The 21,378-nt window shown below is 72.2% G+C and carries 23 protein-coding genes; 17 read left to right on the top strand and 6 right to left on the bottom strand.

Features of this window, described 5'->3' with window-relative positions:
* Positions 1–106 precede the first annotated feature (106 nt).
* Entirely contained in the window at positions 107–874 is a 768-nt protein-coding gene (locus ACRQ4B_RS01970; RefSeq protein WP_439693030.1) for an HAD family hydrolase, read from the top strand.
* A 78-nt stretch (positions 875–952) separates the two neighbouring features.
* The gene (locus ACRQ4B_RS01965; protein ID WP_439693029.1) at positions 953–3,463 is read left to right on the top strand and encodes a glycoside hydrolase family 65 protein; all 2,511 of its coding nucleotides are present in this window, start codon (positions 953–955) and stop codon (positions 3,461–3,463) included.
* Positions 3,464–3,499: 36 nt separating this feature from the next.
* On the opposite strand, the gene ACRQ4B_RS01960 is transcribed toward ACRQ4B_RS01965, so the two are convergent.
* Both ACRQ4B_RS01960 and ACRQ4B_RS01955 read right to left on the bottom strand, forming a co-directional pair.
* Positions 3,500–4,015: a DUF1697 domain-containing protein gene (locus tag ACRQ4B_RS01960; RefSeq protein WP_439693028.1), complete on the bottom strand. Its 516-nt coding sequence runs from the start codon at positions 4,013–4,015 to the stop codon at positions 3,500–3,502.
* Between the two features lie 26 nt (positions 4,016–4,041).
* Positions 4,042–4,305 (bottom strand): hypothetical protein, encoded by a 264-nt coding sequence (locus ACRQ4B_RS01955; RefSeq protein ID WP_439693027.1) that lies wholly within the window; start codon positions 4,303–4,305, stop codon positions 4,042–4,044.
* Positions 4,306–4,455: 150 nt separating this feature from the next.
* On the opposite strand from ACRQ4B_RS01955, the gene ACRQ4B_RS01950 reads away from it, so the two are divergent.
* Entirely contained in the window at positions 4,456–4,920 is a 465-nt protein-coding gene (locus tag ACRQ4B_RS01950) for a hypothetical protein (RefSeq protein ID WP_439693026.1), read from the top strand.
* A 179-nt stretch (positions 4,921–5,099) separates the two neighbouring features.
* On the opposite strand, the gene ACRQ4B_RS01945 is transcribed toward ACRQ4B_RS01950, so the two are convergent.
* The gene (locus ACRQ4B_RS01945) at positions 5,100–6,572 is read right to left on the bottom strand and encodes an NCS2 family permease (RefSeq protein WP_439693025.1); all 1,473 of its coding nucleotides are present in this window, start codon (positions 6,570–6,572) and stop codon (positions 5,100–5,102) included.
* Positions 6,573–6,729: 157 nt separating this feature from the next.
* Here ACRQ4B_RS01945 and folE point away from each other — a divergent pair, with 157 nt between their 5' ends.
* From folE to ACRQ4B_RS01920, 5 genes are all read left to right on the top strand, one after another.
* A complete protein-coding gene (gene folE / locus ACRQ4B_RS01940; RefSeq protein WP_439694342.1) occupies positions 6,730–7,347 on the top strand; it encodes a GTP cyclohydrolase I in 618 nt (205 codons plus the stop codon).
* The gene (gene folP, locus ACRQ4B_RS01935; RefSeq protein ID WP_439693024.1) at positions 7,344–8,279 is read left to right on the top strand and encodes a dihydropteroate synthase; all 936 of its coding nucleotides are present in this window, start codon (positions 7,344–7,346) and stop codon (positions 8,277–8,279) included. Before folE ends, folP begins: the two co-directional genes overlap by 4 nt.
* Positions 8,276–9,070: a pyrimidine reductase family protein gene (locus ACRQ4B_RS01930; protein WP_439693023.1), complete on the top strand. Its 795-nt coding sequence runs from the start codon at positions 8,276–8,278 to the stop codon at positions 9,068–9,070. Before folP ends, ACRQ4B_RS01930 begins: the two co-directional genes overlap by 4 nt.
* 97 nt (positions 9,071–9,167) lie before the next feature.
* Positions 9,168–9,821 carry an HAD-IA family hydrolase gene (locus tag ACRQ4B_RS01925; RefSeq protein WP_439693022.1) on the top strand — a complete coding sequence of 218 codons (654 nt, stop codon included), beginning with the start codon at positions 9,168–9,170 and terminating at the stop codon, positions 9,819–9,821.
* A gap of 90 nt (positions 9,822–9,911) precedes the next feature.
* Positions 9,912–10,454 (top strand): type 1 glutamine amidotransferase domain-containing protein, encoded by a 543-nt coding sequence (locus tag ACRQ4B_RS01920; protein WP_439693021.1) that lies wholly within the window; start codon positions 9,912–9,914, stop codon positions 10,452–10,454.
* Between the two features lie 161 nt (positions 10,455–10,615).
* On the opposite strand, the gene ACRQ4B_RS01915 is transcribed toward ACRQ4B_RS01920, so the two are convergent.
* Positions 10,616–11,191 carry a molybdenum cofactor biosysynthesis protein gene (locus tag ACRQ4B_RS01915; protein ID WP_439693020.1) on the bottom strand — a complete coding sequence of 192 codons (576 nt, stop codon included), beginning with the start codon at positions 11,189–11,191 and terminating at the stop codon, positions 10,616–10,618.
* A 109-nt stretch (positions 11,192–11,300) separates the two neighbouring features.
* On the opposite strand from ACRQ4B_RS01915, the gene ACRQ4B_RS01910 reads away from it, so the two are divergent.
* The 7 genes from ACRQ4B_RS01910 (at position 11,301) to ACRQ4B_RS01880 (ending at position 17,430) form a co-directional block, all read left to right on the top strand.
* Entirely contained in the window at positions 11,301–12,881 is a 1,581-nt protein-coding gene (locus tag ACRQ4B_RS01910) for a DNA-3-methyladenine glycosylase 2 family protein (protein WP_439693019.1), read from the top strand.
* Positions 12,878–13,390, top strand: a complete 513-nt coding sequence (locus tag ACRQ4B_RS01905; protein ID WP_439693018.1) for a methylated-DNA--[protein]-cysteine S-methyltransferase — start codon at positions 12,878–12,880, stop codon at positions 13,388–13,390. Before ACRQ4B_RS01910 ends, ACRQ4B_RS01905 begins: the two co-directional genes overlap by 4 nt.
* A 28-nt stretch (positions 13,391–13,418) precedes the next feature.
* Positions 13,419–13,679 (top strand): type II toxin-antitoxin system Phd/YefM family antitoxin, encoded by a 261-nt coding sequence (locus ACRQ4B_RS01900; RefSeq protein ID WP_439693017.1) that lies wholly within the window; start codon positions 13,419–13,421, stop codon positions 13,677–13,679.
* Positions 13,676–13,936, top strand: a complete 261-nt coding sequence (locus ACRQ4B_RS01895) for a type II toxin-antitoxin system RelE family toxin (RefSeq protein WP_439693016.1) — start codon at positions 13,676–13,678, stop codon at positions 13,934–13,936. The genes ACRQ4B_RS01900 and ACRQ4B_RS01895 overlap by 4 nt, the downstream gene beginning before the upstream one ends.
* 103 nt (positions 13,937–14,039) lie before the next feature.
* On the top strand, positions 14,040–14,858 hold the full coding sequence (locus ACRQ4B_RS01890; protein WP_439693015.1) for an alpha/beta fold hydrolase: 819 nt from the start codon (positions 14,040–14,042) through the stop codon (positions 14,856–14,858).
* A gap of 79 nt (positions 14,859–14,937) precedes the next feature.
* The gene (locus ACRQ4B_RS01885) at positions 14,938–15,810 is read left to right on the top strand and encodes a hypothetical protein (RefSeq protein ID WP_439693014.1); all 873 of its coding nucleotides are present in this window, start codon (positions 14,938–14,940) and stop codon (positions 15,808–15,810) included.
* A 144-nt stretch (positions 15,811–15,954) separates the two neighbouring features.
* Positions 15,955–17,430 (top strand): APC family permease, encoded by a 1,476-nt coding sequence (locus ACRQ4B_RS01880; protein WP_439693013.1) that lies wholly within the window; start codon positions 15,955–15,957, stop codon positions 17,428–17,430.
* A gap of 139 nt (positions 17,431–17,569) precedes the next feature.
* Here ACRQ4B_RS01880 and ACRQ4B_RS01875 read toward each other — a convergent pair whose 3' ends face one another.
* On the bottom strand, positions 17,570–18,490 hold the full coding sequence (locus ACRQ4B_RS01875) for a LysE family transporter (RefSeq protein ID WP_439693012.1): 921 nt from the start codon (positions 18,488–18,490) through the stop codon (positions 17,570–17,572).
* Positions 18,491–18,538: 48 nt separating this feature from the next.
* Between ACRQ4B_RS01875 and ACRQ4B_RS01870 the strand changes: the two genes are divergently transcribed.
* Positions 18,539–19,492 (top strand): LysR family transcriptional regulator ArgP, encoded by a 954-nt coding sequence (locus ACRQ4B_RS01870; protein WP_439693011.1) that lies wholly within the window; start codon positions 18,539–18,541, stop codon positions 19,490–19,492.
* A 45-nt stretch (positions 19,493–19,537) separates the two neighbouring features.
* Here the strand turns inward: ACRQ4B_RS01870 and ACRQ4B_RS01865 are convergent, their stop codons facing one another.
* Positions 19,538–20,083, bottom strand: a complete 546-nt coding sequence (locus ACRQ4B_RS01865) for a TetR/AcrR family transcriptional regulator (protein ID WP_439693010.1) — start codon at positions 20,081–20,083, stop codon at positions 19,538–19,540.
* 123 nt (positions 20,084–20,206) lie between these two features.
* Between ACRQ4B_RS01865 and ACRQ4B_RS01860 the strand changes: the two genes are divergently transcribed.
* Complete coding sequence (locus ACRQ4B_RS01860; RefSeq protein ID WP_439693009.1) at positions 20,207–21,241, top strand: aldo/keto reductase; 1,035 nt, start codon at positions 20,207–20,209, stop codon at positions 21,239–21,241.
* The last annotated feature ends 137 nt before the right edge of the window (positions 21,242–21,378 follow it).

Raw genomic sequence — 21,378 nt, 5'->3', positions numbered from 1 at the left:
GTGTGAACACTTTCCACAGGCGACGGCGCGGCTCAGCACCGGGCCTGGAGCGGTCCTAGACTCGTCCGGAAGCAACGTCGACCACCCCGTCCCTGGAGGGCTGCACATGACGACGCAGGACCGGCGCACCCCCGCGCGACTCGCAGACCAGCGAGCGCTCCTGTTCGACCTCGACGGTGTCCTCACCCCGACCGCTGACGTGCACATGCGTGCCTGGAGCCGGCTGTTCACGCCGTACCTGGCCGAGCACGGGGTCGACCCGTACACGCAGGACGACTACTTCGCGTACATCGACGGCAAGCCCCGCTACGACGGTGTGCGATCCCTGCTCGGGTCGCGCGGCATCGACCTGCCGGAGGGCACCCCCGACGACGCGCCGGACGCCGACACCGTGTGCGGGCTCGGCAACCGGAAGAACGCCGAGTTCACGGCCGAGCTGACCGAGCACGGCGTCGAGCCGTACCCCGGTTCGCTCCGGTTCCTCGACGCCGCGATGGCCGCCGGGGTGTCGGTCGCGGTGGTCTCGAGCTCCGCGAACGCGACCCAGGTGCTCCGGACTGCCGGCATCCTCGACCGGTTCCCGGTCGTGGTGGACGGACTGGTCGCGCGGCAGGATGGCCTCGCCGGCAAGCCCGCTCCCGACACCTACCTCGACGCGGCGGGCCGGTTCGGGCTCACCGCGGCCGAGTGCGTCGTCGTCGAGGACGCCACGAGCGGTGTCGAGGCCGGGCGGAACGGTTCGTTCGGCCTCGTCATCGGCGTCGATCGCGGGGCGGGTGCCGACGCGTTGCGTGCGCACGGCGCCGACGTCGTGGTCAGCGACCTCGACGAACTCGTGCACGAGCTGCCGGAACCGGCCACGAGCACGGCCTAGGCCGGGCGGCCGAGGCGGGCAGCGCCTCCAGGCCGACCCCGACCCACCCCCACGACCCCTCCCTTCCCACGGAGCACCATGAACCCCATCACCTCCGACCCGCTGGACCGCGTCCGCTACCCGATCGACGAGTGGGCACTCGTCGAGACGGAGTACACGCCGGACGAGCAGGGCGTCGCCGAGACGAACTTCGCCGTCGGCAACGGGTACCTCGGCCTGCGCGGCAACCTCGACGAGGGCCGCGGCGGCGTGCAGTACGGCACGTACATCAACGGCTTCCACGAGACCTGGCCGATCCGGCACGCCGAGGACGCCTTCGGCTTCGCCAAGACCGGGCAGACCATCATCAACGCGCCCGACGCCAAGGTGATCCGGCTGTACGTCGACGACGAGCCGCTCGTCCTGGCCGAGGCCGACATCCTCCGGCACACCCGGCGGCTCGACTTCCGCGGTGGGTACCTCTCCCGCGAGACCGAGTGGTCGACGCCGTCCGGCAAGCGGGTGCTGATCCGTTCGCGGCGTCTGGTGTCGTTCACCGACCGGCACCTGGCGGTCATCGACTACGAGGTGACCGTGCTCGACGCGGACGCCTCGATCCTGCTGTCCAGCCAGATCCTCAACCGGCAGGACGTGCAGGACGAGTACCACGCGGGCATGCGTGCCGCGGCGAACGCCTTCGACCCGCGCAAGGCCGAGGCGTTCACGGAGCGTGTGCTCGAACCGAAGCTGAAGCGCAGCACCGGCGGCCGTTCGTTGCTCGGGTACCAGGCGGCGAGCTCCGGGATGACGATCTGCGTCGGTGTCGAGCACCACCTGGAGACCGAGAACAGCTGGGACGAGTCGTCGTCGATCGAGGACGACCTCGCGAAGCACGTCTACCGGGTGCAGGCACGCGCGGGGCAGCCGATCCGGCTCACCAAGCACGTCGTCTACCACACGTCCCGCGGGGTGCCGGCGCGGGAGCTCGCGGACCGCTGCGACCGCACCCTCGACCGTGCGCACGCCGAGAGCATCGACGAGACGTTCGCGAAGCAGCAGCTCTGGATGGACGACTTCTGGGCGCGGTCCGACGTCGAGATCGCCGGGCAGCCGGCGCTCCAGCAGGCCGTGCGCTGGAACCTGTTCATGCTCGCGCAGGCCACGGCCCGCACCGACGGCCACGGCATCGCGGCGAAGGGCGTCACCGGCTCCGGGTACGGCGGCCACTACTTCTGGGACATGGAGATCTACGTCCTGCCGTTCCTGTCGTACACGGCGCCGATCGTCGCGCGGAACGCCCTCCGGTTCCGCTACAACATGCTCGACGCGGCTCGGTCGCGGGCTCGTGAGCTGAACCAGCACGGCGCGCTCTTCCCGTGGCGGACGATCAACGGCGAGGAGTCCAGCGCCTACTACGCCGCCGGCACCGCGCAGTACCACATCGACGCCGACATCGCGCATGCCCTCATGCAGTACGTCCGTGCCTCCGACGACCGCGAGTTCCTGAAGCGCGGGGCGATCGACATCCTCGTCGAGACCGCGCGCCTGTGGGAGGACCTCGGGTTCTGGCGGTCGAACGGCGACCAGAAGTTCCACATCGACGGCGTCACCGGTCCGGACGAGTACACCACCGTCGTCGACGACAACCTCTACACGAACGTGATGGCCCGGGCGAACCTGTGGTTCGCGGTCAACGCCTGCCGGGAGCTCGCCGTCGACGACCCGGAGGAGTACGACCGCATGGTGCGGCGCACCGGGCTGCAGGCGCAGGAGATCACCGACTGGGAGTACGCCGCCGAGTCGATGGAGATCCCGTTCGACCCGCACCGCGGCATCCACCCGCAGGACGCCCAGTTCCTCGACAAGGAGCTCTGGGACCTCGACAACACCCCGGAGAGCAAGCGGCCGCTGCTCCTGCACTACCACCCGCTGGTCATCTACCGGTTCCAGGTGCTCAAGCAGGCCGACGTGGTGCTTGCGCTGTTCCTGCAGGGGCACGAGTTCACCGCTGCCGAGAAGCGTCGGGACTTCGACTACTACGACGCGCTCACCACGGGCGACTCGACGCTGTCGGCGGTCGTGCAGTCGATCATGGCGGCCGAGGTCGGCTACCACGACCTGGCGCTGCAGTACTTCCAGACGGCGCTCTACGTCGACCTGGCGGACCTGCACGGCAACACCACCGACGGTGTGCACATCGCCTCCACGGGCGGGATCTGGGGCGGAGTCGTCAACGGGTTCGGCGGCATGCGGGACCACGGCGGCCGGATGACCTTCAACCCGCGTCTGCCGCGCGACTGGGAGCGCATCACCTACCGGATCACGGTCAAGGGCTCGCGGATCCGCGTCGACCTCGAGCAGGCCACGATGACCTTCACGGTCGAGACGGGGTCGGGGTTCACGGCCTGGGTGCACAACCAGCAGTGGGACGTCACCACCGGCGAGCCGACCGTCGTGCCACTGCCGCACCAGGGGCCGCGGATGTCCGGGCGTGCGCCGACCACCAGCGACATCCAGGGCACGCTCCGCGCGGACGGGTCGGTCATCACCGCGTCGATCCCGACGATCTCCCTCGACCGGGACCTGGAGCCCGACGAGGCGACCGCCTGACGGGTGCGCGCCTGACGGGCGCGGCTGCCCGTCCGGTCAGAGCAGCTTCCGGAGCGTGTTCGCGTTGCGGGTCGTCGTCGTCCGCTTGAAGCGGGCGGCGCCGGCGCGCTTCGCGAACACCGTGTCCGTGCTGGCGCCCTTCGGGCACGACCAGTAGACGACTCCGGCGCCGCGGGCGACCCGCTCGACTGAGTCGTCGAGCCGCAGGTCGTCGAGGAGGTCGTCGAGCACGGCGTCCTCGGAGCCGAAGACGACGTAGTCGTGGCGGTCCTCGGCGGACCCGAACGGGAACCCGTCGAGGATCGCGGCCAGAGCGTCGTGCGGGACGAGCACGATCCACGCGTCGTAGCCGAACCGGTCACGGAGTGCCGACTCGATGGTCGACTTGAGCTCCGCCAGCGCGCCGTCCGCCGTGAACACCACGTTGCCCGACGCGAGGACCGTCTTCACGTCCTGGTAGCCGCGCTCCCGGAACAGCGACGCCAGGTCGGCGCTCTTGATCGTGATGCCGTTGACGTTCACTCCGCGCAGCAGCGCGACCCACCTGGTCATGTCGGGACGGTAGCGGTCCGTGGCGTTCACGTCCACGTCCGGGCGACTCCCCAGCCGCCACCCTCGGGGACGATGTCCACCACGAGGGTCTCCCGGTCGTCCGCCGTGACCTGGAAGCGCCAGCCCACGGTCCGTTCCGGCGCGTGCGTGATCGCGGTCGGGAGTTCGGCGCGTGTCACCGTCAACCGGGTCGGTGTGTCGCTCACCCGCCAGCGGCGTCCGGCCCAGACCATCCGCGTGGGGACGCCGTCGGACCACCAGACCGTGGCGGCCGTGTCGATGACCATCATCGGGATCCTCCGTTCGAACGTGTGTTCGAATGCTAGGTCGGGATCCGAACCGTCGCAACAGGCTCGTCGACCGTCGGCGCGTCGTGGCCGGCCCGCGCACCGGTCGCGCTGGGACGGTCACCCACAGCCGCCGTCCGGTAGACGGGAACCATGACGGACGTAGGACGCGACGACGCGCAGGGCCCCGACGAGCAGCACCGAGTCCCCGAGGGGGTGTCGGACGCGACGGTCGAGGCGCTCGGCACACTGTCGGCCGCGATCGAGGTCATCGAGCACGCCCGCGGGCTGCTGTACGGCTTCCACCGGCTCACCGGAAGCGCCGACCTGAACCTCGGCGAAGCCGTCGAGCAACTCCGGGACGCCGGTCACACCGAGCTCGCGGACCGGATCGACACCGAGCTCATCGGCCGCAACGTCATCGCGGGGCGGTGGACGTTCCAGATCGTCGAGGACTACGACGAGGGGTACTACGCCCTCGCGAAGGAGCTCGAGCGCACCGCGCGCGACGAGCTCGTGCAGGGGCGGAAGCACCTGTTCGAGGCGGGCATGAAGGAGGACCGGCGCACCGCGGACCGACGGCACCACGAGGCGACGCCGGCCGATCTGCCGGACTGACGCCGCGCCTCCAGGCTGGAGCGGGTCGGGCGCGTAAGCGCCTGTGCACAACGCAGATCGCCTCGAACCGCGGGATTCCGTGGTTCGAGGCGATTCGTCCTCCGCGAGCGCAGTCCGCGCCGAGCAGTCCGCGCCGAGCAGCCCGCACCGAGCAGCCCGGGCGCGACCCCGGCCGCGCCTCAGCCGACGCCGAGCAGCGCCTCCAGCGGCCCGCGCGCGAAGTACAGCAGGAAGCCCGCCGCCACCACGTACAGCAGCCACGAGACCTGGCGCCCGCGGCCGGACAGCAGCTTGATGAGCACCCAGCTGATGAAGCCCGCACCGATGCCGTTCGCGATCGAGTAGGTCAGTGGCATGATCACGATCGTCAGGAACGCCGGCAGCGCCGCACCGAAGTCGGTCCAGTCGATGTCCTTCACCTGCGCGACCATGAGCGCACCGACGACGACCAGCCCGGCGGCGGCGACCTCGAGCGGGACGACCTGGGTCAGCGGCGTGAGGAACATCGACGCCAGGAACAGCAGGCCGGTCACGACCGAGGCCATGCCCGTGCGCGCGCCCTCGCCGATGCCCGCGGCGGAGTCGATGAACACGGTGTTCGACGACACCGAGGCACCGCCACCGGCGATCGCACCGGCGCCCTCGACGACGAGTGCCGACTTCAGTCGCGGGAACGTGCCGTCCGGGTGGGCGACGCCGGCGGCCTTCGCAAGCCCGGTCATCGTGCCCATGGCGTCGAAGAAGTTCGTGAACACGAGGGTGAAGACGAGCATGGACGCGGCGATCGGGCCGATGCGGGTGAAGGCGCCGAAGACGTCCGCGTGCCCGACGAGCGAGAGGTCGGGCACGGCGAAGAGCGCGCTCGGCAGACCCGGCGCGTTGAGGTTCCAGCCGGTCGGGGAGCTGACCGAGGTCGGCACCTTGTAGATCGCCTGCAGGATGATCGCGATGATCGTGGTCGCGACGATCCCGATGAGCAGCGCGCCCTTGACCTTGCGGGCCATCAGCGTGCCGATGACCACGAGACCGATGAGGAACACGATCGTCGGCAAGGCTGCGACGGAGCCGTCCTCGCCGAGCTGCAGGGGCGGCGAGGCGTTCTTCGTCGTGCGCACGAACCCGGAGTCGACGAGGCCGATGAACGCGATGAACAGGCCGATGCCGACCGTGATCGCGGCCTTGAGCTGCGGCGGGACGGCGGTGAAGATCATGGTCCGGATGCCGGTGAGTGCGAGGATCACGATGACCACGCCGTTGATCACGACGAGGCCCATCGCCTCCGCCCAGGTGACCTGGTGGACGACGCTGACCGCGAGGAACGAGTTGATCCCGAGCCCCGCCGCGATGCCGAACGGCAGGTTCGCGATGAGACCCATCGCGATCGTCATGAGTCCGGCGACGAGGCCGGTGGCCGCGGCGACCTGGGCGTTCTGCAGCCAGCCGCCGAGGACGTCCTGCGGCGCCTGGTCCTGGCTGAACCCACCGAGGATGAGCGGGTTGAGGATGACGATGTACGCCATGGTCACGAAGGACACGAGTCCTCCGCGGATCTCGCGGGGGATGGTCGACCCGCGGTGCGTGATCGAGAAGAAGCGGTCGAGGCCGGTCGCGAAGCGGTTCCGGGGGGTGGTGTCGGTCTGCGGGGCGCTCACCGATCAAGGTTAAAGGACGCTGGGTTTCCGGCGTGTCACAGCATCCGCTCAGCGGACCGCCGGGAGGCGCGGCTCGGCCAGTCGGGGTACGTCACGCCGCGAGACCGCTCGCGTTGCCCTGCCCGGGCTGGTGTTGGATGGGTACGTGACGTCACGCATGGACCGTGCCCGCGTCGAGGCCGCCGTGCGCGAACTCCTGCTGGGCATCGGGGAGGACCCGGACCGCCCCGAGCTCGAGCGGACACCCTCCCGGGTCGCCGACGCCTACTCGGAGTTCTTCGTCGGGATCGGGACGGACGCGGTGGCGATCGCCCGCGACGGCACCGTGCACGCCGACGACGGCGACCGCGGTCAGCTCGTCATCGTGCGCGACGTCCGGTTCCGGTCGGTGTGCGAACACCACCTCCTGCCCTTCCTCGGGGTCGCGCACCTGGCGTACGCCCCGGGCGAGCGCCTGATCGGCCTCGGGACCCTGTCCCGCGTGCTCGACGCCGTCGCGTCCCGCCCGCAACTGCAGGAGCGCCTCGGCGAGCAGGTCGCGGCGACCATCGCGGAGGGGCTCGAGGCACTCGGGGTCCTGGTGGTCCTGGACGCCCAGCACCAGTGCGTGACGACGCGCGGCGAACGACAGACGGGCTCGACGACCGTGACGGTGGCCGCCACCGGCACGCTGGCGGAGCCGGCGGGACGCGCCGAGGCGATCGCGCTGATCGGTGCCGGAGCCGCCACACGCGCGGTCCCGACCGCTGCACCCGGCCACGAGGCGGACGCATGACGACCGAGCGGGCCGTACCGGGCCTCCAGGGCGTCCCCGGACCCGGCTGGGTCGTGCCCGACCTGCGCGACCCCGTCCGCACCATCGGACGCCGGACGTTCGACTTCGACCACCGGGTCGCCGTGATGGCGATCGTGAACCGCACGCCGGACTCGTTCCACGACCGCGGTGCGACGTTCGAGCTGGACCGCGCGGTCGAGGCCGCGGTCCGCGCCGCCGAGCAGGGCGCCGACTGGGTCGACATCGGCGGCGTGAAGTTCGCACCGGGTCCCGAGTTGCCCGCGGTGGACGAGATCGACCGTGTCGTCCCGGTCGTCCGGCAGCTCGCCCAGGAGTCCGACGTGACGATCAGCGTCGACACCTTCCGGCCCGAGGTCGCTGCGGCCGCGATCGAGGCCGGTGCGAGCGTCGTCAACGACACGACCGGCCTGTCCGACCCGCGGATGGCGTCCGTCGTCGCGGACTCGGACGCGACGATCGTGATCACGCACTCGACCGCGCCGCCACGGCAGCGGTTGCCCGAGCCGCCCCGGTACGACGACGTGACGGGGGCGATCGTCGGATTCCTGCGGGAGCGGGTGGACCGCGCGCTCGCCGCGGGCATCCCGGACGCGCGGATCATCGTCGATCCCGGGCACGACCTCAACAAGAACACCGTGCACACGCTCGAACTCACCCGGCGGCTGCCCGAGGTCGTCGCGCTCGGCTACCCGGTGCTCGCGGCGGTGTCGAACAAGGACTTCGTGGGGGAGTCGCTCGGACGTCCACGTGGCGAACGCCTGGCCGGGTCGCTCGCGGTCGCGACGGTGAGCGCGATGCTCGGTGCCCGGATCGTCCGGATGCACGACGTCGTCGAGAGCGTCGACGCGATGCGGATGGTCGAGGCGACCCTCGGGTGGCGGGCCCCCGTCGAGGCGGTGCACAACACGTGAACCCGCTGCCGCCCACGATCGCGGACCTGTCCGACGACGAGCTGCTCGCGCTGTACGCCGACGGTGTCGGGGACCCCTGGCTCCGCGTGAACTTCGTGACGACCCTCGACGGTGCCGCTGCTGCCGGCGGGCTCACCGGGGAGCTCGGCGGACCCGACGACCTGCGGGTGTTCGACCTGCTCCGGAGGACGGCGTCGGTCGTGCTGGTGGCCGCCGGGACCGTCCGGGACGAGGGCTACGGGCCGATGGTCCTGCACGACGCCGACGTGGCGTGGCGCCGGGAGCACGGGCTCCCCGACCACCCGGTGTTCGCGATCATGTCGGGGTCCCTGTCCCTCGACGCGGACTCCCGGGTGTTCACCGCGGCACCGGTCCGGCCGATCGTGCTGACGTCGGCGGCCGCGGCGGACTCCCCGCGCGCTGCGGCGCTGTCGGCGGTGGCGGACGTCGTGCCGTGCAGCGCGGCGGGTTCGCCGGACGAGGTCGACGCCGTGCTCGTGCGGGACGCCCTGGTCGCGCGCGGTCTCGGGGCGATCCACTGCGAGGGCGGCCCGACGTTCTTCGGGGCGCTCGTGGCGGCGGACCTGGTGGACGAGCTCACCCTGACGGTCGACCCGTCGCTCGAGGGTGGCGCTGCGCCGCGGATCGCGCGCGGGTCGTCGCCGTCGCTCCGGCGGATGCGTCCCGCGCACGTGCTCCGCGGTGACGGGGACGTGCTGCTCACGCGGTTCGTGCGCGCCGGCGCCCCCGGCGCGGCCGGCGGTGCGGACGCGGCCCGAGACTCGGGCTGAGCGACACCGCTCGTGCCCCGGGCCCCGAGGAGTGTCGCCGGGGCCGAGTCTCGGCGCGGGACGCCCGGGGCGTGGCACACACGCTAGGGTCGGGCGCGTGATCGACATCGTGGCGTCCGGGGTCCTCTTCGACATGGACGGCACGCTCGTCGACTCGACGGCGGTGGTCGAGGCCGCCTGGACCGGGTTCGGGCAGCGCCACGACATCGACCCGCAGACGATCCTGGCGTTCTCGCACGGCCGGCAGACGATCGACACCGTGCGGCACTTCCTGCCGGACCTCGAGGACACCGAGCAGCACCGCATCGTCGACGAGATGATCGCGGCCGAGGTGGACAACGTCGACGGCATCCTCGAGGTCCCCGGCGCCGCCGCCTTCGTGGCCCGTCTGGTCGACGCCGGGGTGCCGGTCGCCCTCGTGACGAGTGCACCGCGCGACCTCGCCGTGAACCGGATGCGTGCCGCCGGGGTGCACGTACCCGCCGCGGTCGTCGCCTCCGAGGACGTCGAGCACGGCAAGCCGCACCCGGACGGGTACCTCCGTGGTGCTGCGCTGCTCGGCGTGGACCCGGGCGAGTGCGTCGCGTTCGAGGACGCCCCGGCCGGGCTCGAGGCCGCGATCGCCTCCGGGGCCACCACGGTCGTCGTCGGCGCGCTCGAGGCGGACGTCACCGCCGGGCTGTCCCGCGTCGCGGGGTACGACGGCGTGACGGTCGAACCCGAGGGAGCCGCTTTCCGCATCCGCGGCTGAGCGCCGGCTGATTCCTGCGGACGCGTCCGGGGTCGCCCGACCACGGTGGAGTGGTGCGGCCGGAACCACCGGGCCGCGGAAGGAGCGACCATGGCAACCCTGGACGGCAAGAAGATCCTCGTCATCGCGACGAACTACGGCGTGGAGCAGGACGAGATCGTCGTGCCCGTGGAGCAGCTCCGGGAACGCGGCGCGACCGTGACCGTGGCGGCCCAGGAGACCGGCGCGATCCAGACGCTCGTCGGCGACAAGGACCCCGGCAAGACCGTCGACCCTGACACCACCATCGGCGGTGTCAGTGCCCAGGGATTCGACGCACTCGTGGTCCCCGGCGGCACGATCAACGCCGACACGATCCGCACCGACAAGCAGGCCGTCTCCCTCGTCGCAGCGTTCGTCGCGGCGGACAAGCCGGTGGCCGCGATCTGCCACGGGCCGTGGACCCTGGTCGAGGCCGGCGTGCTGCCCGGGCGGACCATCACGTCGTTCCCGTCGCTGCAGACCGACGTGCGGAACGCCGGCGCGGAGTGGGTCGACCGCGAGGTCCAGGTCGACGGAGGGATCATCACCTCCCGGAACCCGGACGACCTGCCGGCCTTCGTCGACGCGATCGAGTCCGCGCTGACCGCGTAGGGCACCTGCCGGCGGCGCCGAGCTTCGGCCCGGCGTCGCCGAGCCTCGGCCCGGCGGACGTCGTGCGCCTTCCGGACGCGCGACACTGTCCGCCCGGCCGAGCTTCGGCGCAGCCCCGGCCGAGCGCAGCGCGACACATCGCAGCCCAGCGCCGCCGCGGATCACGCCGACGCGAGCGCCACGGGGCGAGCCGTCCGGAGCACCGCGGCGCCGAGCCCGAGCACGCCGTCGGACTCCGGGTCGCACCGCGCCCCGCCCCGTCCGCGCATCGCCCGGAACGCCCCGGGTGCGAGTTCGTGGTCCATCCAGGCGCACGGGTTCGCCGGCCGGTACCCGCGGAACCGCACGGGGCCGTCACCGGTGCCGAGCGAGAACGGTTCACCCCGGAGTGCCTCGACGTCGGCCCCGCGCAGGAACACGTTGCGCCGGGTCGCCACCGGGTCGAGCGGCACGCCGAGCGTCTCCCCGACGGCCTCGAGCGCCTCGAGTCCGAACACCGTCACCGAGGCGTGCACGTGCGCCCGGGAACCGAAGTAGCGGTCCCCGACGATGCCGAGCCCGGCGCGCAGCTCGATGCGCTCCCGCAGCTCGTCGGGGTCGCCCGGGCGCACCGGCAGCGCACCGTCGGCCGGTCGCCCCTCGTACCGGTGCCGACGGGACACCAGCAGCAGCGCGATCTCGACGTCGGTCCGGAAGGGCAGGTCGTCGGGACCGGCCACGTCGTCCACGGAGGTCACGGCACCAACGCTAGCCGTGCCTCCAGGCCGCTGCCCGGCGCCGACCGGCGCTCGCTGCCCCGTCCGATTTCCGCCAGTCGATGTCGGTGACGCGTGTCAGGCTGGACCCATGTCCCCCTCCGGAGCCGACGCCCTGCACGCCGAGCGCTACCGCGTCGTCGCCTCACGCGACGCCCGCTTCGACGGCCAGTTCGTCACCGCCGTGCACTCCACCGGCATCTACTGCCGCCCCAGCTGCCCGGCCCGCACGCCGAAGGAGACGGGCGTCACCTTCTACCGGACGAGCGCCGCTGCCCACCTCGCCGGCTTCCGTGCGTGCAAACGCTGCCTGCCCGAGGCGACCCCCGGCAGCCCCGAGTGGGACCTGCGCGAGGACGTCGCCGGCCGGGCCATGCGCCTCGTCCTCGACGGCGTCGTCGAGCGCGACGGCGTGCCGGGCCTCGCCGGACGGGTCGGCTACTCGGAACGTCAGCTCAACCGGATCATGACCGCCGAGCTCGGCGCCGGACCGAAGGCGCTCAGCCGCGCGCACCGCGCCCAGACGGCACGCGCGCTGCTGACGTCGTCGGACCTGCCGATCGCGGACGTCGCCTTCGCGGCCGGCTTCGCGAGCGTCCGCCAGTTCAACGACACCGTCCGCGAGGTCTTCGCCGTCACCCCCTCGGAGCTGCGCGCCCGTCGTGTGGTCCGCCCCGTCGCGGACGGCGCGCTGCACGTGCACCTGCCGGCGCGTGCGCCGTTCGACGGGCAGGGGCTCCTCGACTGGCACGCGCTGCACGCGCTGGCGGGCGCGGAGCAGGTGGAGACGGACCCGTCGGGGCGGGTCACGTCCTACGGGCGGGTGCTCGACCTGCCTGGAGGCGCGGCCTGGTTCAGCGCCTCGGTCGCCGTCCCCGACGCGGCCGGTCGGGGCACCGGGCTCGACCTCCGGGTGCGGGTCACGGACCTCTCCGACCTGCCGACCCTCGTGGCACGGGTCCGGTCGCTCTTCGACCTCGACGCCGACCCGGTCGCCGTCGACGCCGTGCTCGGGGCGGTCCCCGAACTGGCCGGACCCGTCGCGCGGGTGCCCGGGCTGCGGCTGCCCGGCGCCGTGGACCCGCACGAGGTACTGATCCGCACGCTCATCGGGCAGCAGGTGTCCGTCGCCGCGGCCCGGACCGCCCAGACCCGGCTCGTCGCGGCACTCGGTACCCCGGTGTCGGACGCGGTGCTGCCCGGCGGGCTCCTGTTCCCCCGCGTCGGGACGATCGCCGCACGTGGCGGCGAGGTGCTGCGCGGGCCGGCGGCACGGGTCGACACGATCCTCCGCGTGGCGACGGCGCTCGCCGATGGGTCGCTCGTGGTGGACGGTGGGCAGTCGGTCGACGAGCTGCGGACCGGACTCTTGGCCGTGAAGGGCATCGGACCCTGGACCGCCGACTACGTCGCGCTCCGCGTCCGGCACCACCCGGACGTCTTCCTCCACAGCGACCTCGCCGTCCGCAACGGTGCACAGGAACTCGGGCTGCCCGGTGGGGCGCGCGAGCTCTCCCTATGGTCGGAGCAGGTGGCGCCGTGGCGGAGCTACCTGACGATGCACTGCTGGCGACCGATCATCGACCGCGCGATGGCGACGGCCGGTGCGGCACACATGACGACTGTTCCCCAGGACACCGCGGCGCGGGCCGCTCGGAAGGAAGAACGATGACCGACGCAACGATCCAGACGCTGGACACCCCGGACGGCCCCTTCACCGTGCTCGAGGACGCACAGGGCCGCGTGCTCGCCTCGGGGTGGACCGACTCCGTCGAGCGCATCGTCGGCCGGCTCGCCGAACGGCACCGGCCGGAACGCATCACCGACGGCCGGGTGGCCTCGGCGGACGCCGTCGACGCCTTCTACGCGGGTGACGTCGAGCACGCCATGCAGGTGCCCGTGCGGCAGTTCGGCACCGACCTCTTCGCCGAGGGGTGGCGGCAGCTCCGGCGCATCCCGGCGGGGGCGGTCCTGACCTACACCGAGTTCGCGGCGGCGATGGGTCGACCGGACGCCGTGCGGGCGGCGGCGAGCGTGTGTGCCCGGAACGCGCCGGCGCTGTTCGTGCCGTGCCACCGGGTGCTCCGGTCCGACGGCACGCTCGGGGGGTTCGCCTGGGGGCTCGACGTGAAGCGGGCACTGCTGGAACGGGAGTCGGTCGGGCGGACCGCCCTGGTCTGACTTGTACAAAACGCACTAGAATGTACAGGTGAGCGAAGTGTCGATCTCCGAAGCGCGCAGCCGCCTGGCGTCGATCATCGACGACGCCCGGCACGAGCCCGTCTACCTCACACGGCGCAACAAGCGGGTCGCCGCCGTCGTGGACGCGGACATCCTGGATCGTCTGCTCGAGGCGGCGGAGGACCTGGACGACCTGATCGCGTACGACGAAGCCATCGCGGAGAGCAAGCGCCTCGGCGGCGAGAACATCACGTGGGACGACCTCAAGCGCGAACTCGGGATGGAATGACCTGGTCGGTCGAGATCATCCCGTCCGCGCAACGCGTCATCCGCAAACTCCCACCCGACGGTCGTCGACGGATCGAGGGTCTGCTCACGATCCTCGCCGAGCACCCACGTCCACCCGCGGCTCGGAAACTCGTGAACCGACCGGGTTGGCGGGTCCGGTCGGGTGACTACCGCCTGATCTACGAGATCGACGACGGCCGTCTCGTGGTGGTCGTGGTGAACGCGGGGCACCGACGCCGGATCTACCGGGAACGCTGAGCACGACGAACCGGTCTTCTCCCCCTGGTTGCGGGTGTCGACGGGAGCGCTCCAGGCTGTCATGCTCGGACTCCGACCCGGTCGCACCAGCCACGAGGACTCCATGGATCAGCACGTCGACCGCACGGTCGTGTCCGCCGACGGAACGGTGATCGCCGTCTCCGACGCGGGCACCGGTCCGGCGCTCGTCGTCGTCGGCGGGGCCTTCGACCACCACGGCACGCCGTTCGTGACGGCGCTGTCCGCCGAACTCCGGGACCGCTACCGGGTCGTCACCTACGACCGACGCGGACGCGGTGCGAGCGGCGACACCGAGCCGTGGACGATCGAGCGCGAGGTCGAGGACCTCGCGGCCGTCGTCGCGAGCATCGGTGCGCCGACCGCCGCGCTCGGGCTCTGCGTCGGCGCGGGCGTCGTGCTGCGCGGGCTCGCAGCCGGCATCCCGATCGACGCCGCCGTGCTCTGGGAACCGCCGTACCGCGCCACCGTGGACCCGCACGCCGACGACGTCGTGTTCGCCGACGCCCTGGACGAGCACGTCGAGGCGGGCCGTCGTGCCCAGGCCGTGCGCGCGTTCCTCACGCAGGTGCTCGGCGTGCCGATGGGCCAGGTCACCGCACTCCGGCTCAAGGGGGCGCTCTGGCGGTCCCTGGTCGTCGACGCGCACGTGCTCAGCCGCGACGTGCGGGTGCTGAACGGCCTGGCGATCCCCGAGCGGACCGCAGCCGCCGTCGGGGTCCCCGTCCTCGTCGGGGCCGGTGGCGAGGGCCTGGAGTGGATGCGGCAGGCGGCCCGGGCGGTCGTCGAGGCGGTCCCGGGGTCGGAGTACACCGAGGTGCCGGGCCAGGGGCACGTCCCCGAGCCGCGGGCCGTCGGCGTGGTGCTCGACCGCTTCCTCGCGCGGACGGCGTCCCGCGGCTGATGCCGCGACGACGAGCGCGGACGGACGTCGTGGACCCGCGTCGCGTCGGGGAGCCCGGCGCTGCTGCGAAGATGGACCGGTGAACGCACCTCGTCTCGGTCTCCTGCTCGACGTCGACGGGCCCATCGCCAGCCCGGTCTCGCGCACCATCGCGATCCCGAGCATCGTCGAGGACCTCGTCGCACTCGCCGCCGAGGGCATCCCGGTCGTGTTCAACACCGGCCGCAGCGACGCCTTCATCCGGCAGGAGGTGGTGGGGCCGCTCCTCGCCGGGGGCCTCGCCGCGGGCGGCCGGGTGCACGCGGTGTGCGAGAAGGGTGCCGTGTGGTGCTCGATCGGCCCGCAGTACGAGGGCGGCATGGGCGAACTGACCGTCGCCGAGGACCTCGCGCTGCCGCGGGACTACGCCGACGAGATGCGCGAGCTGGTCCGCGACGAGTACGCCGACCTGGTCTTCTTCGACGAGACGAAGCGCGCCATGGTGTCGATCGAGCAGCGCGTCGAGGTGCCGAACGCGACGTACCTCGCCCGCCAGCCGGAGTTCGACGCGAAGGCGATGGCCGCTCTCGAACGCCGTGGCCTCGGCGTCCGTCGGCTCGACGAGGTCCGCCCCGACGCCGCCGGCGCCGTGCAGTGGCGGATCGACCCGACGATCATCTCCACCGACGTCGAGTCCGACCGCAGCGGCAAGGACATGGGCGCCGCGCGGTCCCTGGAGCTGCTCGCGGAGGACGGCGAGCTGCCGGTCGCGTGGCGGACGATGGGCGACTCCCGGAGCGACTACGCGATGGCGGACTGGCTGCACGCGCAGGGGCACGACGTCGCGCACGTGGACGTCCGTCCCGCCGACGGGGTCCCGACGACGCCGTACCCGGTGCTCACCGCCCCCGAGGGCGTGATCCACGACGAGGCCGGAGCGCGCTTCCTGTCGGACTGGCGCCGGTCCGCCTGAGCCGAGCCGCGCCTCCCGGCGGTCGTCCGACGTGCGACCGCGCGTCGCAGCGCCGGGCCGCACCCATCCGCAGTATTTGCGTGCCGGGTTGGTACACCAGTACCCTCACGGGGTCCGCCGCCAGCCGATGACGGGAACCACCCCATGGCACCGAAGCTCCGCATCAAGTCGATCGAGGCCTCCCTCGCTGACTCCGAGGAGAAGGGGCGCTCTCTCAAACGGTCGCTGAAGACCTTCGACATCGCGGCGATGGGCATCGCCGTCGCCGTCGGCGCCGGCATCTTCTCGGTGGGCGCGAACGCCGCCGCGAACTTCGCCGGGCCGGGCGTCATCGTCTCGTTCCTGCTCGCGGCCGTCACCTGCGGCCTGGCCATCATGTGCTACGCCGAGTTCGCCTCGACGATCCCGGTGGCAGGCTCCGCGTACACGTTCACCTACGCGACGATGGGCGAACTGCTCGCCTGGATCGTCGGCTGGGACCTCATCCTCGAGACGCTCACCGCCAGCGCCGTGATCGCGAAGTACTGGGGCATCTACCTCAGCACCGCGTTCGGCGTGTTCGGCGTGGACCTGCCCGACACCATCAAGCTCGGGCCGATCGGGTTCACGTGGGGGCCGGTCCTCATCGTCGGCATCTTCACGGTGCTGCTCGCGTTCGGGACCCGCCTGTCCTCGCGCGTGTCCGCCGTCATCACGATCATCAAGGTCGCGATCGTCGTGTTCGTCATCGTCGCCGGGGCGTTCTTCGTCAAGGCCGCGAACTTCACCCCGTTCATCCCGCCGGCGCAGCCGACGAAGGGCGCCGAGGGGAGTGTCTGGACCCAGTCCCTCGTGTCATGGTTCACCGGCTCCGAGCCGGCGCAGTACGGCGTCTTCGGCCTGCTCGCCGCCGCGTCCCTGGTCTTCTTCGCGTTCATCGGCTTCGACGTCGTCGCGACGAGTGCGGAGGAGACCGAGAACCCGCAGAAGACGCTGCCCCGCGGCATCTTCATCGGTCTCGGCATCGTGACCCTGCTCTACGTCGGCGTCAGCGTGGTCATCACCGGCATGGTCTCGTACCAGCGCCTGGCACAGGAGAAGGCGCCGTCCCTGGCGTCCGCCTTCGACATCGTCGGCCTGCCGTGGGCCGCCGGCATCATCGCGATCGGCTCCCTCATCGGTCTCACCACGGTCGTCATGGTCCTGCTGCTCGGTCTGTCCCGCATCGTCTTCTCGATGAGCCGCGACGGCCTGCTGCCGCGCTGGTTCTCGAAGACCAACCCGACGACCCAGACGCCCGTGCGGGTGCAGGTCGTCGCCGGTGTCGTGGTGGCGCTGCTCGCCGGCTTCACGGCGGTCGACAAGCTCGAGGGCATGATCAACATCGGCACGCTGTCGGCGTTCGTCCTGGTGTCGATCGGCATCGTCGTGCTGCGTCGCTCGCGGCCCGACGCCCCGCGCGCCTTCCGGGTGCCGTGGTCGCCGGTGCTGCCGATCGTGTCGGCGGTGCTGTGCTTCTGGCTGATGCTGAACCTCGAGGTCGAGACCTGGCTCCGGTTCGTCATCTGGCTCGTGATCGGGTTCATCATCTACTTCGGGTACAGCCGCCGGAACAGCCGGGTGGGCCAGGGCCTGCAGTAGGGCCGCGGTGCCGCTTGGCGGTGCGGCGGTGCGGCTTGGCGGGGCACGATCGAAATCGGCTCGAACCACGGGATCCCGCGGTTCGAGCCGAATTCGGTCGTGCGGGTCCGACCCGCGCCGGGCGGGACCGCCGGGCGCGCTACGCGCCGAGGGCGAGCGCGGCGCCGAACCCGAGCATCACGAGGGCGACGAGTCCGTCGAACACCCGCCAGGTCAGCGGCTTCGCGAACAACGGTCGGAGCAACCGCCCGCCGAACCCGAGCGCCCCGAACCACAGGCAGCTCGCGGCGATCGCGCCGGCGGTCCACCACCACCGGTCGTCGACCCCCTGCTGGTTCCCGACGGAGCCGAGGAACACCAGGGTGTCCAGGTAGACGTGCGGGTTCGCCCAGGTGAAGACGAGCATGGTCGCCACCGCTGCGCGCATGGTCGGCGCGGCAGGGCCTGGAGGCACGGTGCCGGTCCGCCCCGGCGCACCCGCCGCACGGGTGGTCGGCTCCGCCGTCGGCTGGAGCGTCGGCTCTGCCGCCGTCCGGGTGGTCGCTTCCGTCGTCGGCTGGGGCGTCGGCTCCGCCTCGGTCGTCGTCGCGCCGCGCCCCTGCGCGGACACTGCGCCCGCTCGTGACGGGGCGCGGTGTCCGTGCGGGGGCGCGATCGTCGCCGGTCGCCCGCCCGCGTCGAGGACGGGTGCGCCGTCGTCGCCCGCGTGGAGGACGGGTGCGCCGTCGTCGTCCGCGTCCTGCTCGACGCGCATCGTGTCGCCCGACGGTCGGAGCGCCCGCCGTGCGGCCAACACCCCGTAGGTGATCAGGAACGCGGCACCCACGAACCGGATGACGACGATCGCGACCGGGAACCGCTCGACCACGACCCCGACGCCGAGCACGCCCGCGAGGATGAGCGCCGCGTCCGAGGCGGCGCACACCACGACGGCGGCAGCCACGACGCGGATGCCGGAGCTCACGGCGAGGCGGAGCAGGTACGTGTTCTGCACGCCGATCGCCACGATCAGTGCGAGCCCGGTGCCGAGGCCGGAGAGCAGGGGGAGGAGTGCGGTCACGGTCCGAACCTAGGCGGCACCCGTGATGCAGTACAGCTCAGGTTCCTGATGCTGCGTAAGCTCGGCTTCATGCTCCGGCTCCAGCGCGAACACCTCGAGACCCTGCTCGCCGCGGTCGACCACGGCACCCTCGACGCCGCTGCCCGGGCGCTGGCGATCACCCCGTCGGCCGTGTCCCAGCGCATCAAGTCGATGGAGCAGCAGGTCGGCCGGGTCCTGCTGCAGCGGACGGCCCCGGTCCGCCCGACCCCGGACGGCGAGGTCGTCCTCCGACACGCTCGCCAGGCACGGCTGCTCGACGAGGAGACCGCCCGGGCGCTCGGCGGCGGGGAGGCGGTCGTGCCGTCGATCCCGCTCGCGGTGAACGCCGACTCGCTCGGCACCTGGTTCCTCGACGCCCTCGCCCTGGTCCGGGCGGACACCGAGGTGGTGTTCGACCTGCACCGCGAGGACCAGGACCGCACCGCCGAGCTCCTCCGCGCCGGCACGGTGATGGGCGCCGTGACGGCGGAGGCGGATCCGGTGCAGGGCTGTTCGTCCGTCCCGCTCGGCATCGACCGCTACCGCGCGGTGGCGTCGCCCGCGTTCGTGGACCGATCCCTGGGCGGCACGGTGGGGACCGGCTCCGAGCGCGACCTGCTCGACCGCATGGACCGGGTGCCCCTGGTGGACTACGACCGTGCCGACGACCTGCAGCAGGGGTACCTGCGCCGGGTGCTCGGGCACGCCCCCTCCGGACCGCGGCACTTCGTCCCGACGTCGGCGGACTTCGCGCGGGCGGTGTCGCTCGGTTTCGGGTGGGGGATGCTGCCCGAGGCGCAGTGCCTCGACGCGCTCGAGCGGGGCGACCTCGTCGAGCTCACGCCGGGGCGGCGTGCGGACGTCGCGCTGTGGTGGCAGCGGTGGAACCTGGCGTCCCCCGTGCTCGAGCGGGTGACCGAGGCCGTGCGGGCGACCGCGGCCGAGCGGCTGCACCCCGTCCGTCAGGCGGCCGCTCGGTAGTGCAATCCGTCGGTCCGGCGGTCGCGCGGTAGTGCACCCCGTCCGTCAAGCGGTCGCGCGGTAGCGCAGCCCGTCGACGAGCAGGCCGACCATGAGCTGGCTCTGCTCGGGGGTCGGCGCTCCGTGGCAGAGGTCCGCGACCGCACGGAGGAGCACAGGTGCGTCCACATCGGCGCGGACGGTCCCCGCGGCGGCAGCCGCGTCCAGCAGCCCGCCGAGCGCACCGCCCAGGCGGCCGATGAAGTACGCGGGGAGTGCCTCGAACGCAGGGTCACCGGACTGCAGCGCCGCCGCGAGCCCCCGCTTGGTGGCGACGAACTCCGTGAAGCGTTGCAGCCACCGGGCGAGCGCGTCGTCGGGTGCGTACTCGGCCGCGAGTTCGTCGGCAGCGGTCGCGCACGCCTCGACCGCCTGCTGGAAGACCGCGACGACGAGGTCGGACCGCTGCGGGAAGTGCCGGTAGAGCGTCCCGACGCCGACCCCGGCCCGGTCGGCGATCACCTTCGCGGGCACGTCGACGCCGTCCGTCGCGAAGACCGCCTTGGCTGCGTCGGTCAGGGCGTCGGCGTTGCGGCGGGCGTCGGCGCGCACGGATCTCCTCATCGTGGTGCTTGCGTAAACGGAAAGACGTTCCGTATAGTTCCGGAAGGGCGTTCCACTTCGGTCCACGATACGGCACCGGAGCGCAGCACGCCATCGACAGGAGGAACGCACATGCAGTACCGCACCCTCGGCAAGACCGGCATCCAGGTCAGCCCGTTCGCCCTCGGCGCCATGATGCTCGGCACCGACGGCCGCATCGGCAACGGCGACGAGCAGGACTCGATCCGGATCGTGCACCGCGCGCTCGACGCCGGCATCAACTTCATCGACACCGCGGATCGCTACTCGCAGGGTGGGTCGGAGTCCCTGGTCGGCAAGGCGCTCGCGGGTCGGCGGGACGACGTCGTCGTCGCGACGAAGTTCAACGGCCCGATGGGCGACGACCCGAACCAGCGCGGGAACTCCCGCCGGTGGATCATGCAGGCGGTCGAAGGGTCCCTCCGCCGCTTGCAGACGGACCACATCGACCTCTACCAGGCGCACCGGCCGGACGACACGGTGGACCTCGAGGAAACGCTCTCGGCCCTGACCGACCTCGTCCGCAGCGGCAAGGTCCGGGCGATCGGCAGCTCCGACTTCCCGGCGTCGATGCAGGTCGAGGCGCAGTGGACCTCCGAGCGTCGGGGGCTCGAGCGCTTCCGCACGGAGCAGCCCACCTACTCGATCCTGAACCGCGGCATCGAGCGCGAGGTCCTGCCGGTGGCACAGCGGTACGGCATGGGCACCCTCGTCTGGAGCCCCCTCGCCGGCGGCATGTTGACCGGCCGGTTCCGCAAGGGACAGGAGACCGACCTCGCCCGCGCGACGATGTTCCGGCACAACCAGGACGAGCGCCGGATCGACGCCGTGGAACAGGTCGTGACGCTCTCCGAGGAGACCGGCATCCCGATGACGCACCTGGCGATGGCGTTCGCGATCGCCCACCCCGGTGTGACGAGTGCCCTCATCGGACCGCGGTCGATGGAACAGCTCGACGACCTGCTCGCCGGGGCCGACGTCGCCTTGACGGACGAGGTGCTCGACCGGATCGACGCGATCGTGCCGCCGGGCACCGACGTCGGACGGCTCGACCAGCAGTACGACCCGCCCGCCGTGCTCGAGGCCGGCCTGCGCCGTCGCGCCACCGCGGATCGCTCCGCGGCCTGACGCCGCGGCCCTTCGCACGGTGCGACCCCGGCACTTCAGGGTGCGAGGTTCCGCGGACGGTGCGACCCGCGCACGCTCGCACACTGGCCGGGGCCTCGCACACTGACGTCAGGACGGCCGCGGCCCCGCGCACGGTG

It is taken from the genome of Curtobacterium sp. SP.BCo (assembly GCF_051903265.1).
Classification (GTDB): Bacteria; Actinomycetota; Actinomycetes; order Actinomycetales; family Microbacteriaceae; genus Curtobacterium.
This window is presented reverse-complemented; position numbering and strand designations above follow the sequence as displayed.

Coding starts and splice junctions, on each gene's coding strand:
- ACRQ4B_RS01870 (WP_439693011.1), top strand. CDS start 18,539: ATGCTGCGTAAGCTCGGCTTCATGCTCCGGCTCCAGCGCGAACACCTC.
- ACRQ4B_RS01965 (WP_439693029.1), top strand. CDS start 953: ATGAACCCCATCACCTCCGACCCGCTGGACCGCGTCCGCTACCCGATC.
- ACRQ4B_RS01890 (WP_439693015.1), top strand. CDS start 14,040: ATGGATCAGCACGTCGACCGCACGGTCGTGTCCGCCGACGGAACGGTG.
- ACRQ4B_RS01880 (WP_439693013.1), top strand. CDS start 15,955: ATGGCACCGAAGCTCCGCATCAAGTCGATCGAGGCCTCCCTCGCTGAC.
- ACRQ4B_RS01860 (WP_439693009.1), top strand. CDS start 20,207: ATGCAGTACCGCACCCTCGGCAAGACCGGCATCCAGGTCAGCCCGTTC.
- ACRQ4B_RS01895 (WP_439693016.1), top strand. CDS start 13,676: ATGACCTGGTCGGTCGAGATCATCCCGTCCGCGCAACGCGTCATCCGC.
- folP (WP_439693024.1), top strand. CDS start 7,344: ATGACGACCGAGCGGGCCGTACCGGGCCTCCAGGGCGTCCCCGGACCC.
- folE (WP_439694342.1), top strand. CDS start 6,730: ATGGACCGTGCCCGCGTCGAGGCCGCCGTGCGCGAACTCCTGCTGGGC.
- ACRQ4B_RS01950 (WP_439693026.1), top strand. CDS start 4,456: ATGACGGACGTAGGACGCGACGACGCGCAGGGCCCCGACGAGCAGCAC.
- ACRQ4B_RS01955 (WP_439693027.1), bottom strand. CDS start 4,305: ATGATGGTCATCGACACGGCCGCCACGGTCTGGTGGTCCGACGGCGTC.
- ACRQ4B_RS01960 (WP_439693028.1), bottom strand. CDS start 4,015: ATGACCAGGTGGGTCGCGCTGCTGCGCGGAGTGAACGTCAACGGCATC.
- ACRQ4B_RS01970 (WP_439693030.1), top strand. CDS start 107: ATGACGACGCAGGACCGGCGCACCCCCGCGCGACTCGCAGACCAGCGA.
- ACRQ4B_RS01910 (WP_439693019.1), top strand. CDS start 11,301: ATGTCCCCCTCCGGAGCCGACGCCCTGCACGCCGAGCGCTACCGCGTC.
- ACRQ4B_RS01920 (WP_439693021.1), top strand. CDS start 9,912: ATGGCAACCCTGGACGGCAAGAAGATCCTCGTCATCGCGACGAACTAC.
- ACRQ4B_RS01905 (WP_439693018.1), top strand. CDS start 12,878: ATGACCGACGCAACGATCCAGACGCTGGACACCCCGGACGGCCCCTTC.